Source organism: Cyanobacteria bacterium FACHB-DQ100, assembly GCA_014695195.1.
GTDB lineage: Bacteria > Cyanobacteriota > Cyanobacteriia > Leptolyngbyales > Leptolyngbyaceae > Leptolyngbya.
The window spans coordinates 145660-158471 of record JACJNW010000022.1 but is presented as its reverse complement, the minus strand read 5'-3'; the positions used below and the strand labels follow the sequence as shown (position 1 = coordinate 158471).

The 12812-nt window shown below is 48.2% G+C and carries 11 protein-coding genes and 1 pseudogene; 2 read left to right on the top strand and 10 right to left on the bottom strand.

Annotated features, from left to right (window positions below):
* Positions 1 to 20: 20 nt before the first annotated feature.
* From H6F51_07550 to H6F51_07525, 6 genes are read right to left on the bottom strand one after another with little or no spacing between them, the layout of a single operon-like run.
* The gene (locus H6F51_07550; protein ID MBD1822350.1) at positions 21 to 1523 is read right to left on the bottom strand and encodes a GMC family oxidoreductase; all 1503 of its coding nucleotides are present in this window, start codon (positions 1521 to 1523) and stop codon (positions 21 to 23) included.
* A gap of 10 nt (positions 1524 to 1533) precedes the next feature.
* On the bottom strand, positions 1534 to 2169 hold the full coding sequence (locus H6F51_07545; GenBank protein MBD1822349.1) for a heme-copper oxidase subunit III: 636 nt from the start codon (positions 2167 to 2169) through the stop codon (positions 1534 to 1536).
* The gene (gene ctaD, locus H6F51_07540) at positions 2166 to 3854 is read right to left on the bottom strand and encodes a cytochrome c oxidase subunit I (GenBank protein MBD1822348.1); all 1689 of its coding nucleotides are present in this window, start codon (positions 3852 to 3854) and stop codon (positions 2166 to 2168) included. The genes H6F51_07545 and ctaD overlap by 4 nt, the downstream gene beginning before the upstream one ends.
* 27 nt (positions 3855 to 3881) lie before the next feature.
* Positions 3882 to 4820: a cytochrome c oxidase subunit II gene (locus H6F51_07535; GenBank protein MBD1822347.1), complete on the bottom strand. Its 939-nt coding sequence runs from the start codon at positions 4818 to 4820 to the stop codon at positions 3882 to 3884.
* Between the two features lie 6 nt (positions 4821 to 4826).
* A complete protein-coding gene (locus H6F51_07530) occupies positions 4827 to 5492 on the bottom strand; it encodes a DUF2231 domain-containing protein (GenBank protein MBD1822346.1) in 666 nt (221 codons plus the stop codon).
* Positions 5432 to 5842 carry a DUF2231 domain-containing protein gene (locus H6F51_07525; GenBank protein ID MBD1822345.1) on the bottom strand — a complete coding sequence of 137 codons (411 nt, stop codon included), beginning with the start codon at positions 5840 to 5842 and terminating at the stop codon, positions 5432 to 5434. Before H6F51_07525 ends, H6F51_07530 begins: the two co-directional genes overlap by 61 nt.
* 463 nt (positions 5843 to 6305) lie before the next feature.
* Between H6F51_07525 and H6F51_07520 the strand changes: the two genes are divergently transcribed.
* Together H6F51_07520 and H6F51_07515 are read left to right on the top strand one after the other, a co-directional pair.
* Complete coding sequence (locus H6F51_07520) at positions 6306 to 8555, top strand: S-layer homology domain-containing protein (protein MBD1822344.1); 2250 nt, start codon at positions 6306 to 6308, stop codon at positions 8553 to 8555.
* A gap of 133 nt (positions 8556 to 8688) precedes the next feature.
* On the top strand, positions 8689 to 9564 hold the full coding sequence (locus tag H6F51_07515; protein MBD1822343.1) for a BMC domain-containing protein: 876 nt from the start codon (positions 8689 to 8691) through the stop codon (positions 9562 to 9564).
* 47 nt (positions 9565 to 9611) lie between these two features.
* Here the strand turns inward: H6F51_07515 and H6F51_07510 are convergent.
* From H6F51_07510 to H6F51_07495, 4 genes and pseudogenes are all read right to left on the bottom strand, one after another.
* Positions 9612 to 9689, bottom strand: a pseudogene (locus tag H6F51_07510) (flagellar assembly protein H).
* A 174-nt stretch (positions 9690 to 9863) separates the two neighbouring features.
* A complete protein-coding gene (locus H6F51_07505) occupies positions 9864 to 11234 on the bottom strand; it encodes a hypothetical protein (GenBank protein MBD1822342.1) in 1371 nt (456 codons plus the stop codon).
* Positions 11222 to 11428 (bottom strand): hypothetical protein, encoded by a 207-nt coding sequence (locus tag H6F51_07500; GenBank protein MBD1822341.1) that lies wholly within the window; start codon positions 11426 to 11428, stop codon positions 11222 to 11224. Before H6F51_07500 ends, H6F51_07505 begins: the two co-directional genes overlap by 13 nt.
* 330 nt (positions 11429 to 11758) lie before the next feature.
* Complete coding sequence (locus H6F51_07495) at positions 11759 to 12727, bottom strand: protochlorophyllide reductase (protein MBD1822340.1); 969 nt, start codon at positions 12725 to 12727, stop codon at positions 11759 to 11761.
* Positions 12728 to 12812 lie beyond the last annotated feature (85 nt).

Here is a 12812-nt window from a genome sequence, read left to right as displayed (position 1 = left end):
GGACTATTATGGCGCGATCGTTATTTCAACCGCTCAACCAGGTGATCGCCCACTCGCAACGCATTCGCCATCACAGTAAGCGACGGACTCACACTCGCATTCGATGGAAAGAAGCTACTATCAACAACATAGAGATTATCAACCTCATGAGCGCGACAGTTGAGATCTAACACGGAAGTATTGGGATCTTCGCCAAATCGACAGGTGCCGCATTGATGCGCCACTACCTGAATCGGCATATCACTGCGAGGATGGGCAGCACGATTGAACATTGAAGGCTGGGAAGCTTCGACTTGTTTGAGCGCATCAATCCAGCGATGGACTAAGCGATCGTGTGCTTCGACATTGTTGGCGGTGTAGTCGATGTGCAGCTTATCTCCGACAAAGCGGAGGCGATTGTCGGGATTCGGTAAGTCTTCAGTTTGTAACCACCAACCGAGCGATCGCGTTGCCAATTGGCGAATTCCAAATCCGGGCAGCACTCGCGAAATCGCAGAGAGAACCGGAGGTGCTTCGGTAAAAATCACATCTTGCAAGATGCCACCTGAGTTCTGGACATGACCCATTGGATAGGTGTAATCACCATTGCCCCAGTAAAAATCATTGATTCCAAGGGTGCGCTGGAATAGTCCAGAGTTCGCGTCTGCCATCAGTTGCACCACAACCGATAGCTGTTGCTTCATTAGATTGCGTCCGACTTGATTGGAATGGTTCGCAATGCCGTTTGGGTGCTTTTCGTTTTGCGATCGTAATAGCAATGCCGCAGAGTTGATCGCACCACAAGACAACACAATGATATGCCCAAGGAAGAGATACGATTGTTCACCAACCTTAGCTTCAACAGCTTTGATTTCTGTGCCAGAAGGATTGGTATGTAAACAAACAACTTGAGCAGAAGTCTTCAGCGTCACATTCTCATAGTCTAGAATCGGAGTAATCCCTGTATCTTCGGCATCAGTTCTCCCTTGCTGATTGATGCCCAGAGGTAAATAAGCGGGATGTAAGCCTTGTTTGGAAAGTCCATCACACACGGTTTGGATGTGCGATTCATGTGCAACTTCAGAAAATGGATAGTCTTCGCTGTGCGTGGGTTCTGTCGGGTCGTCGCCTAGCTTGCCGTGAACTTGGTATAGCTTTTCAGCCTCGGTGTAGTAAGGCTCGAAGTCTGAGTATTTTACGCCCCATTCTGGAGAAATGCCGTCTTGATGTTCAACGGCTTCAAAGTCTCGATCGCGCATTCGCATCAAGACTCCGCTATAGATCTTTGTATTACCGCCGACACAATAGCTGGTTTGCGGATAAAACGGCTCTCCATTCTCGTCGTACCATTGTTCCGGGGCGTGAAACTGTTCTTTTTTAAACAGTTCGATGTCCTGAGTTTGGGAGCTTTCTCGCACCGGGAAAAAGCCACGCTCTAGAACTAGAATCTTTTTGCCTGTAGGAGCAAGCTTACGCGCCAGAGTGCCGCCTCCTGCGCCTGTGCCGACAATAATCACATCATAGAATTGATCATCAATAATCATGGCGCTGCTCCTACTGCCAGACGTAAATCAGAACATACAGAATAATCCAGATGACATCGACAAAGTGCCAGAACAAAGAGGTCGCTTCTACGCCAAAGTAACCACTGTCGTAGTTACCGGGAATAAACGATCGACCAATCATCACCGTTTGCAGCAAAATTCCACTGAGAACGTGCAAGCCATGAAATCCGGTTAATAGATAAAACAATCCACCGAATACGCCAGAGGTCAGTCCAAAGCTCAGTTGACTCCATTCAACGGCTTGACCATAAAGGAAGTAACCCCCCATTGCCATTGTTGCTAGCAGAAATAGTCGAAAGCCCCAGAGCTTTTTATCATGCAGATATCGTTCAGCGACATAGATCACAAAGCTACTGGAAACAAGAACGATCGTGTTGATCAACGGCTCTCTTGTCTCTAGATGAGTGACTCCAGGCGGATACCAATCAGAATTACTGGTTTTGAAAACACTGTAGCCAACAAAGAAGCTGAGAAAAATCACACTCTCAGACAGCAGGAACACAATAAAGCCGAACTTACTATTTTCTGCTTCCTCATGTGCCTGCTCGGAGCGAATCTCGGCTTCTATAGATTTTGCGGTGCCGTCGGCGTTGCGCGTTGCGCTAAACGAACTTTCTGCGGTCATGTCGTTACTCCATCAGCGGGGACAATCTCGGACTGATTCTCGATAAGCGGTTGACTTTTGCCGTACTGATAAGGCGGTGAAATCACCACAGGAATTTTTTCAAAGTTCTCGACCGGAGGCGGGGAAGTAGTGAGCCATTCGAGACCGATCGCACGCCACGGATTGTTCGGTGCTTTTTCCCCCTGAATCCAAGAACTCACCACGTTCAGAATGAAGGGCAACACCGAGATTCCGAGCAAAAATCCACCGATACTTGCCATCACATTCCACAGCGCAAACTCAGGATCATAAGAAGCAACTCGGCGCGGCATTCCCATCAGTCCCGCAAAGTGCATCGGGAAGAAACATAAGGTTGTACCAATGAAAGTCAGCGCAAAGTGTAGCTTTCCAAGTCCTTCGTAATACATTCTCCCGGTCATTTTCGGGAACCAATGATACAAACCTGCATAGATACCAAAGACGATCGTGCCGTAAATCACGTAATGAAAGTGCGCGACGACAAAGTAGGTATTGTTGACGTGGATATCGATCGGCACTGATCCCAACATCACTCCAGTAATGCCAGCAAACACAAAATTTGTGATTCCAGCGAGAGCAAACAGCATCGAAGTCGTCAGCCGCAGCTTTCCACCCCAAATCGTTGCCACCCAACCAAAAACCTTAATTCCAGTTGGAACAGAAACAAGCAGCGTGGTAAACATAAACAGAATTCGCATCCATCCGGGAGTCCCGCTGGCATACATATGATGCACCCACACTAAGCCGCTAATGAAGGTGATCATGAGTGATGAAGTGGCAATCACTCGATACCCAAACAAAGGTTTTCTCGCATAAACCGGAAGCACCTCGGAGAATATCCCAAACACGGGAAGCACCATGACATACACGGCAGGATGGGAATAGAACCAGAAAAAGTGCTGGTACAGCAATGGATTTCCGCCCCGCTCTGGCGCAAAGAAGCTCGTTCCCAAAGTTAAATCGAACAAGAGCATCACGGCTCCGGCAGTCAGGGCAGGCAGTCCATAAAGCTGAATGAGCTGTGCAGCTAACACTGACCAGACAAACGCAGGCGTTCTATACCAAGTCATTCCGGGCGCACGCATTCTCACGATCGTCGTGACAAAGTTCACGCCGCCCAGGATCGAGGACACACCCGAAATCGCGACCGCAAGAATCCATAACACCTGCCCATTAATCAGATTTGCAGTCGGATTCTGCAAGCTCACAGGCGGATAAGCCCACCAGCCGGATTGAGAGGGGCCACCCGGAACAAAAAAGCTGACGATCATCAAAATCCCAACCACAGGGATCATCCAGAACGAAACCGCATTCAGCCTTGGGAATGCCATATCTCGCGCCCCGATCATCAATGGCACCAGATAGTTACTCAATCCCACCAACACGGGAAACGTCCACATAAATAGCATGATCGAACCATGCATCGTGAACAATGCGTTATAGACTGTTCGATCGACCAAATCTGCTTCGGGTGTAATCAATTCACCGCGCATGATCATCGACAGCAATCCGCCGATCAAAAAGAAGACATACGCTGTCACAATGTACTGAATCCCAATCACCTTATGATCGGTGCTGAAGGTGAAAAATCGCTTCCAGTTATCGGGCGCACCAGGATACGGTTGCTGGCGGGCGACCTCGATCGCTTCTACAGGAACATTCGTCATCGCAATTTATCCAGTTATTTTAATTTGCTAAGCAGCAGGGCTAGTCGGTTCTTGTTTGGGTGCAAAGTTCACAACCGGAGGCGGCGCAGGTTCTACCGTTTTCCAACCTCGAACCACATTTTTCTCAGCACTGCGGGCGTGTTCTGCGGCAGCGGGATTAAAGGCGGGAGTGGGAGATTGACTCGCAGCCGTGGCTAACCAGCGATCGTAGTCTTCCTGGGATTCAACCATAACATCGGCTTGATTCGAGGCAAAGTAAGTGCCACTGTAGAGCGAATCGCGCAATCGATATTTACCAACTCGAATCGGCGTGAACTCAAAGTCGATCGTTTTACTCGGAATCACATCTTGCTTTAACCGGAATGCAGGCACATAGAATCCGTGTAGCACATCATCTGAGTGCAAGGTGAGATGAATGCGATGATCGACAGGCAAGTGTAGCTCTGTGCTAGTAAGGTTCTGATCGGGATAGCGGAACACCCAAGCCCATTGTTTCGCAGTGACATCAATGTTCTCGGTCGGGAGCGCTGGCTTCACTTCATTCAAGTTCATAGCATAAGCGGCTTGCATCTCCATGGGATTGTGAAGATGCACCAGTTCCATCGGGCCGCGAATTGCCATTGCATCATAGATTTGATAGCTATAGGTTGCAATCCACAGCACTAACAGTAAGGGAGCTGCTGTCCAGACGATTTCGATCGTCGTATTGCCTTCAATGTGCGGGCCATCGCTAAAGTCATACTTTTCGGCACGTTGAAACAACACCGAATACAACACAACTAACGAAATGCCGAGCAGAATAAACGTTCCGATCCCCGTCAGAATGCTGAATAGTCCATCATACAGTTTTGCCTCAGCCGAAGCCTGCGGCGGAAACCAGGAGTACGCCTGCTTTGCCATCCAGAAACTGGCAGTCGTTAGAAAAGCGACAAAGGCACTAATTACTAAAATCGGGCGGAGTTTCATGAGCTTCTACAGTTTAAGATCGGGGTTTTCGCCTGCTTTAATCAATTGATCCGCTGTGGTGTGAATGCCAAATTCGCCGCCTAAGTGCGCTCCCAATGTTCCTTGAACAAACATAATCAGAAAGATCAGAAGACCCACCGCAATGTAGCTCCACTGCACTTGGCGCGCCATGTCTTTTCGCCAAGCGAAGCGCTGAAATCCTCGCCACACGGTCATGCCCACGATCAGAGTCAGCAGCAATACGCCACCCACGCCATGCCAGACCATTGTTTCGAGTGCCTGTAGCCCCCAAACGCTTTTAACATCGGGGATCGGATCAGCGAGCAGCATTTCATAAAAGCCAGAAGCAACGGTGAAGAAGGTAATCACAGCCGCTCCTACCATATTGAACCAACCCACATCAAACAAGCCCGATCGCGTGACCGGAATCGCCAGATACTTAAATAGGGCTTTATCCACCGGAAATAGCACCCCGACAATATCAAACGAAATCGCCACAATGAACAGTCCCAAGGTTAAATGCACCAGATTGGGATGGATTGGGATCACATACGGTAAATGATTCGCTCCTAGCTGACCCGCCATTTGATCTAGGAGTTCTGTTTTGGTCGTCACAGTTGTCCTCCTCTTGTGGCTTCTACGACGGGAACAGAATGGAGCCCATAAACCCATACCAATAAGTCCCCTAAGTAGGTCTGAGCAATGACCAGTCCCACCAGCGCAACACTGGCAACAATATAAGGGGTTGGAAGCTGGGGTTTGTTCTGCAGTCGAAGGACATAGCGCCATCCGGTCACGGCTGCCAAAACTCCAGACAGCGACCAACCCAGGATGGAATGTAGATTCAACGTCGAGACGGCTGCATCATAAGGCTCTGCAAGTCCCGCTTCAATTTGTCCAAAAATGACTGCAATAAAGATAGAGACTGTAGCAAATACCAAGTTCCACCAGCTGACCTCTGCCAATTTTGGATTGCGCGTGAAGTAGCTAACCGTATCGCAGACGAACGCGAACAATACCATCGCGATGACAAAATGCACCACGATCGGATGGATGGTATCGGGATACGGCAAATTATGCTCGTTGAGCGGTGGGAGAAGAGAGTCAAGCACGAGTTCTCAAAGGTACAAACGACACTAGGAATAACTTGAAAGGCGATCGCGCTGGAGTTGTGCGCTCCTTAGCAATGTTTTAATCTTTATGAGTTAATTGGTGGTTTGAAAATTCGGTGGTTTGAAAATTCCGTGGTTTGAAAATCACAAGTGCCCCAAAACCATAACGTAAGCATTTGATCCAAAAATCCATCTAGAGAAAGGCAGAGAAGTGCAGATTTGACTTCAATATTCTCTTACTCGAAGTTTCTTAACAAATCTGTGTGCGACTTGGGCGCAAATGAGTATCATGAATTACTTTTGAAGCTTCCTGGAATCGCTGATTTACTTTCTGTTGCATTTCACAAGATTACCTATTCACGCTTAAAACGTTATGGTTCAAGCAGGCTCTCCCATTCTCTTTGTCAATCCTAGTAGCGGTAACGATGGTGCTGCCGGAACGTCATCGGCTCCGCTCAAAACGATCGCCCGCGCTCTTCAACAAGCCCGCTCTGGCACTACGATTCAACTCGCTCCCGGAACTTACAGCACAGAAAGCGGTGAATTTTTCCCGATCGTGATCCCGTCTGGAGTGACGGTGATCGGCAACGAGTCGAATAAAGGCAGTGGGATTTTAGTTCAAGGAGGCGGGAACTTCTTGAGTCCGTCTTGGGCAGGACAGAATATCACCTTCCGGCTCGAAACCAATGCTCAGGTACGCGGTGTGACGGTGACAAATCCGAATTCACGCGGAACAGGCGCTTGGGTAGAATCAACGGCTCCGACGATCGCCAATTGCACCTTCACTAACTGCAAACGTGAGGGTGTGTTTGCTACGGGAACGGCAAATCCGATCGTGACCGATTGCGTATTTGTACAAAACGATGCCAATGGTGCTTCTTTTTCTCGCAATGCCAAAGGGGAATTCCGGCGCAATGTCTGTCAGAACACCGGGTTTGGACTTGCGATCGGCGATGATGCAGCACCATTAATCCTTGAAAACCGAGTGTTTCAGAACCGCGCCGGTATCGTGTTGAGTAATGCAGCGCGTCCAGTGTTGCGGGGCAATACGATCGAGCGAAATACCGAAACCGGCGTTGTCATCTTAGCAAGCAGCGCCCCGAATTTAGGCAGCAGTCAAGATCCCGGCGGTAATACCATCCGCGATAACGGCGAGTTCGATCTTCAGAATGCGACGAATCCCCAAATTACGATCGTCTCTGTCGGGAATCAATTAAATGCATCGAGAGTTCAAGGCGCAGTCGATTTCGTGGTGAGTCAAGTTCCAACCCCAACTCCAACTCCCACGCCGACTCCGACTCCAACCCCGACTCCGAGTCCGACTCCCACGCCAGTTCCCACTCCCACGCCGACTCCGACTCCAACCCCGACCCCCACGCCAGTTCCCAGTCCCACACCGACTCCGACTCCCACGCCAGTTCCCAGTCCCACACCGACTCCGACTCCAACCCCGACGGCTGGATTGACGGATATCAGAGGGCATTGGGCAGAAGCATTTATCCAATCGCTCGTGAGTCGAAATCTGGTCACTGGATTTCCAGACAATACCTTTAAGCCAGAGAATTCATTAACTCGCGCTCAGTTTGCTGCGATCGTGGCGAAAAGCTTTAATCTGCCGCTGAAGCAACCTGCAACAAACTTCTCTGATGTGCCCTCAAATTTCTGGGCAGCAGAAGCGATCACAAAAGCGAATCGCATGGGCTTTATTACTGGATTCCCAGATGGGACTTTCCGACCTGGCTTAAATCTCACTCGGACGCAAGCGATCGTTGCCCTTGTCAATGGGTTAGGGCTATCTGGTGGAACGCAAAATCTGCTAGCACTGTATAGCGATCGCGCTCAGATTCCGAGCTTTGCCACTGATAAAGTCGCTGCCGCAACGCAGCGCCGCTTAGTGGTGAACTACCCAAACTTGTCACAACTGCGCCCTTTGCAGGAAATTACCCGTGCTGAAGTGACGACGTTTATTTATCAATCGCTAGTGGCACTGAGTCAAGCACCGACGATCGCATCCGCTTACATTGTCAATCCTGATGCAACCAACATCGCCTTTATTGATGTAACCAATCATTGGGCAAAAGATTTCATTCTGGGCTTATCCAATCAGAGCTTGATTCAAGGATTTGCAGATGGCACCTTTAAGCCCGATGCAGCGATGACTCGCGCTCAGTATGCCACCTTGATTGCGCGGGCATTCAATCCAGCGCCAAAGCGAGCAGGAGTCAGCTTCCCGGATGTGCCTGGAGATTTTTGGGCGAGGAGTGCGATCGACCAAGCTTACCGCGCTGGATTTATTTCCGGCTTCCCAGATGGAACCTTCAAGCCAAATCAAAATGTCACGCGGCTGCAATTAGTCTTGTCGCTGACAAGTGGGTTTGGCATTCCGTCTGCCAATGCAAATATCTTGGCGGTGTTGGACGATCGCAGTGCGATTCCGCAATCGGTGCAAGACCGAGTAGCCGCAGCAGTTCAGGCAGATATCGTCGTGAACTATCCAAATCAGAAGCAGTTTAACCCGAACCGAGAAGCGACCCGCGCCGATGTTTCGGCAATGGTTTATCAAACGTTGCTCAGAGATGGACGAGTTGCATCAGTCGATTCTCCGTACATCGTGACGGCATAAACCGGGAGTGGCGAGATTGAGCAAGCCCAATCTCGCCGCTTTAACTGCATTACAGCCTTGTTACCGGAAGGTTGGCGCTTGCAAGGAAATTCCGACAGAGTAAGATGAAAGGGACAGTTACCTCCCTGTGCCAATGAACCGCCAAGACCCGTTTCTCGATTCAGCCCTTGGGCTTGTCTCGACCCAAAGCTTCCCCGCGATCGTGGGCACTGCTGACATGATGCTGAAGTCATCCGGTGTGACGCTGGTTGGCTATGAAATGATCGGCGGCGGTTACTGTACGGCGGTGGTGCGCGGCGGCATTTCGGATGTGCGGTTGGCGGTGGAAGTGGGAGCCGAAACCGTTGAGCAATTCGGCATGAAGGTTTCGACGGTGATTATTCCGCGCCCGATGCCAAATTTGGATGAAGTGTTACCGATCGGCAGTAAGCTTGCCGCAATGATTGGCAAACATAGTACCAATCAGTTTAGTAATCTCGCAGTCGGACTGCTTGAAACTCGCGGCTTTCCGGCGATGGTGGCGGCAGCCGACGCGATGCTCAAGTCTGCCGATGTGACTTTGACGGCATATCATACGATCGGCGATGGCTTGTGTACTGCGATCATTCGCGGAACCGTGGCGAACGTGGCGATGGCGGTCGAGGTCGGAATGCAAGAGGCGGAACGAGTCGGAGAACTGCATTCTGTGATGGTGATTCCGAGAGCGCTGGACGATTTGGATCAGACGTTACCGATCGCAACCTGTTGGGTCGAGGAACTCAAACCGCTCCAAATTCCAATCACGGTCAAAGAAGTCGAGAAGCCGCTGGTGGCTTTGCCAGAGTTGGTCGAGCTTCAGCCGTTAGAGTTGCCTGCACAGGTTGAAAGGGCATTACCGCAAGCACAAGCAGTTGAGTTTGAGCCAGAGGAGAAGGAAGCAATCGAGGTTGAACAGATGATCGAGCCTACTGAGGAAAAAGCAATTGAATTGGAAGCGGAGCCATTCGACGAGAACAACGAGCAGGCTTAACTTTGTTCGGAATCGGGTAGCTGTTGTTGTAGTTGTTGGACTTCTTCGATCGATTCCCCAAGCAGCCAACTGGCAAAGTCAGCAGAAAAGTGTTCGGCAAGGAAACGGCAGGTGTCGTCGTACATGGAAATAGTGAGATTGTACGACGACGAGGGTTTCTGGGGATGATTTTGAAGCATCATTGATCGATCTGCTACGCAAGAATACAGCCAACTTTGTAGCATCAGCCTTCATAGCGTGGTTGAGCGGCTGCCAACAATTTTTGCTTCTACGCTAACAATTTCGTATTCAATCTCATATCAATCCGAGCCAACTGGTTCATTATGCAACTGCTCGTCGTTATACCTTGTAAGTAGGTCTTGCCAAAATGCCCTCGCAAGCTCGTCGTCAATCTCTGGCTCTGCAATAATTTGAGAATCACGAAAGTGCTGATTGACTAATTCAACAATAGTTTTAACAGCTTCCTTCAATTCTTCATCATTACCAAGCTCACAGGTATAACGCTCAACTAAGCCCAAATAGTGCTCTAGATAAGAAAGCGATCTTCTCTGAGATTGAGAATTGTTAGATAAACTGTTTGACCATTGCTTGAGCAATAGTCTCACCCATTTAATAGGAATTTCTTCTCGATTATCAAAGCTTAATAAGCTCATAGTCTCCCAGCTATTTGAATTAAGCGATTCAATTAATTCATTTGCAAAGTTTACTTGTTCTAGTTCTGGAAGAGCATTTGCTAAATCCCAAATCCGGCATTTACGAAGAGTAGCAAGTTTAGGATTTACCTGATATCCATCTCGTGTCTTCAGCACTCGCCTTGTCTCTTTAAGAATATCTTGACCAAATAGTTCTGTGAAGTTATTTCCAAACAAATCTGCGTAATGCGAGCTTTTTTCAATTACCTTATCTAGCGGAATTAAGTTTGGTGCTTCATTTAACAGAGCCTGGGCAAGAGGAACAGTATCCGCAGACGCGAGGAATTTGATGACTGGCTCTGATGTTCTTCCCCGCCTGAAGATTTCGTCTCTAAAAGCTGAACTAACTACTCGTTGAGCTTGTTCAGAAAGTTCATTAATACAGTTTGGATAGTTGAAAATTCCTTCTAGAGTAGTAAAATTTAGCCCTTGCTCTAGAACATACTCATCCCAATGTGTAGAGAGTTCAGCCGAAAGTTGTAATTCAGCTTTTGCACCCCACACATTAACTAGAAAACAAAGAATATTAAGTTCATGTTCTTTATTAATAGGTGAACTAAGAGCTTTAAAGAGTTCTTTAGTGAGGCGTGGAATTTGCTTAGAATTTATTCGATTTACCTTCTCGACTACATGAACTTTTAATTGTGTTAGCTCATCTGAAAATGGTTGATTAGAAAAGAAGGTGGGACTTTTTATCAATTCAAGTAGTTGGTTAACATAGAATGCGCCTAGTTGAGCAGGTTGAGAAAGAACAATGTCATAAAGTGTTCTAATAAAGTAGCGAACTTCTTCGGGTGTTGGATCAAATAAAGCTCCTACTTCATCAAATGAAGGATGTGCATAACGATTTCGAGTTCTACTAAGGGATTCCAAGGTATCTGCTTCATATCGACTAATCATGGCAACTGCCTTAGCTGCCTGAATAAGTGCCTGCTCCCAATTTTGATGGTTTCTTATTTTGGGTTCTAGGTCCCCCATTTTTGGATAGCATTAGGTTTACGCTGTTCTACCAAAATTTCAAACTTCTTAACAAGGTCAAACATTGTTGCGACCCATACTGCGAGGATCGCACTGCGGTAATTGCCAATTCGGTAGCTTTTGATGGCTTCTTCTACGTATTTCTGAATCTGCGGGTTTCTTATGCTAACTAAAATCTCATCAAAATCAAGCATACTAACTGTTCAACATTTCTTGTCAGAGTATGGTTCAGCATGAATCCGAATCTTGGAGAAGCTATGACTTCTCCCAAATTAGTACATCATCCAGAACAACTGCTTGATAATAGCCTCGTTGGTGAAGAGCGTTTCTATTTCTTCAACAAACCTTTAGCATAGGCACGATCGCGCCCTCCCCCAATCTCCCCTTGACTTGTGGAGTCCCATTGTTCCAATGCTAGGAACTAGCTCAATGATGAGTATGTTAACTCGGCATCGATCGCTAAGCTAATTATGAAGGGCGATCGCCAAAACACAAAAAGCATCTTAGCGATCGCCTACTATCCACTACGCTAGACCAACTAACTTCTCGCTCAACTCCCACATCCGCTTACCTTTTGCATCATCACTTGCTTTTTCAGAAAGCTCTTGCACAAAGGATTCGCGTCCGGCTTGCTGGCGATTGCCCCAACTCCAATGCACACCCGATTGCTTAAACTCAGGATCAGCAACCACCTGTGCCACGCGCTCTCCTGCAAGTTCCTGAGACACATAGCCCCCGGTAATGTTCTTTTGGAACCACGGGAAGACTTTTTGGAACACAGGTAAGCTATTGCGGAACAATGGCGTATCTGCAACACAGCCCGGATATAGGGAGTTAAATACAATTCCGGTGGAATCGTGATAGCGGCGATGCAGTTCGCGCACTGTGATCATGTTGCACAACTTACTATCTTTGTAAGCTTTGCCTGCTTTAAACTTCTTGCCGTCGATCATTGCGATCGGAGCTTTAAACCCTGCCTCGAAGCCTTCCAAATTCCCTAAGTCTGCCGGAGCCGGAATTGGAATCTTTCCGCCCAGTTCTTTCGAGTTCGCCGTAACCGTTCCCAAAATGATCAAGCGGGGATCAGAGTGAGCAGAATGCTTCAGATCTTCCAGCATCAAATTGCACAATAGAAAATGTCCAAAATGGTTGGTTGCCACACTGATCTCATACCCTTCGGGACTGCGTTGTGGTTCTTTGAGCAGAGGTAAGTACACGGCTGCATTACAAACCAGCGCATCGAGAGACTTTCCACTTTGGCGAAACTGATCAACAAACTTGCGAACACTGTTGAGTGACCCCAGATCAATGTGCATCAGAGTATAGCTATCGGGTGACATCCCCAAAGACTGTGCAGCATTGTTTGCCTTCTCCAAGTTCCGACAAGCCATCACCACATGCCAGCCTTTTTGGGTCAGGGCTTTTGCAGCGTACAAGCCGACTCCAGAGGAAGCACCCGTAATCACCACGGTCGGTTTTTGATCTTGTGCCATTTTCTTAAATCTTTGTGAATCGTTGACTGCCTTCATGTTCCCATAAAGCGCGATCGCCGAATTCGTGTCGAGCAGTTACAAAATA

What these genes read in the sequence shown, in the direction of transcription:
- H6F51_07550 (MBD1822350.1), bottom strand. Translation starts at nt 1,523, where the DNA reads ATGATTATTGATGATCAATTCTATGATGTGATTATTGTCGGCACAGGC.
- H6F51_07545 (MBD1822349.1), bottom strand. Translation starts at nt 2,169, where the DNA reads ATGACCGCAGAAAGTTCGTTTAGCGCAACGCGCAACGCCGACGGCACC.
- ctaD (MBD1822348.1), bottom strand. Translation starts at nt 3,854, where the DNA reads ATGACGAATGTTCCTGTAGAAGCGATCGAGGTCGCCCGCCAGCAACCG.
- H6F51_07535 (MBD1822347.1), bottom strand. Translation starts at nt 4,820, where the DNA reads ATGAAACTCCGCCCGATTTTAGTAATTAGTGCCTTTGTCGCTTTTCTA.
- H6F51_07530 (MBD1822346.1), bottom strand. Translation starts at nt 5,492, where the DNA reads ATGGGTTTATGGGCTCCATTCTGTTCCCGTCGTAGAAGCCACAAGAGG.
- H6F51_07525 (MBD1822345.1), bottom strand. Translation starts at nt 5,842, where the DNA reads ATGGTATTGTTCGCGTTCGTCTGCGATACGGTTAGCTACTTCACGCGC.
- H6F51_07520 (MBD1822344.1), top strand. Translation starts at nt 6,306, where the DNA reads ATGGTTCAAGCAGGCTCTCCCATTCTCTTTGTCAATCCTAGTAGCGGT.
- H6F51_07515 (MBD1822343.1), top strand. Translation starts at nt 8,689, where the DNA reads ATGAACCGCCAAGACCCGTTTCTCGATTCAGCCCTTGGGCTTGTCTCG.
- H6F51_07505 (MBD1822342.1), bottom strand. Translation starts at nt 11,234, where the DNA reads ATGGGGGACCTAGAACCCAAAATAAGAAACCATCAAAATTGGGAGCAG.
- H6F51_07500 (MBD1822341.1), bottom strand. Translation starts at nt 11,428, where the DNA reads ATGCTTGATTTTGATGAGATTTTAGTTAGCATAAGAAACCCGCAGATT.
- H6F51_07495 (MBD1822340.1), bottom strand. Translation starts at nt 12,727, where the DNA reads ATGGCACAAGATCAAAAACCGACCGTGGTGATTACGGGTGCTTCCTCT.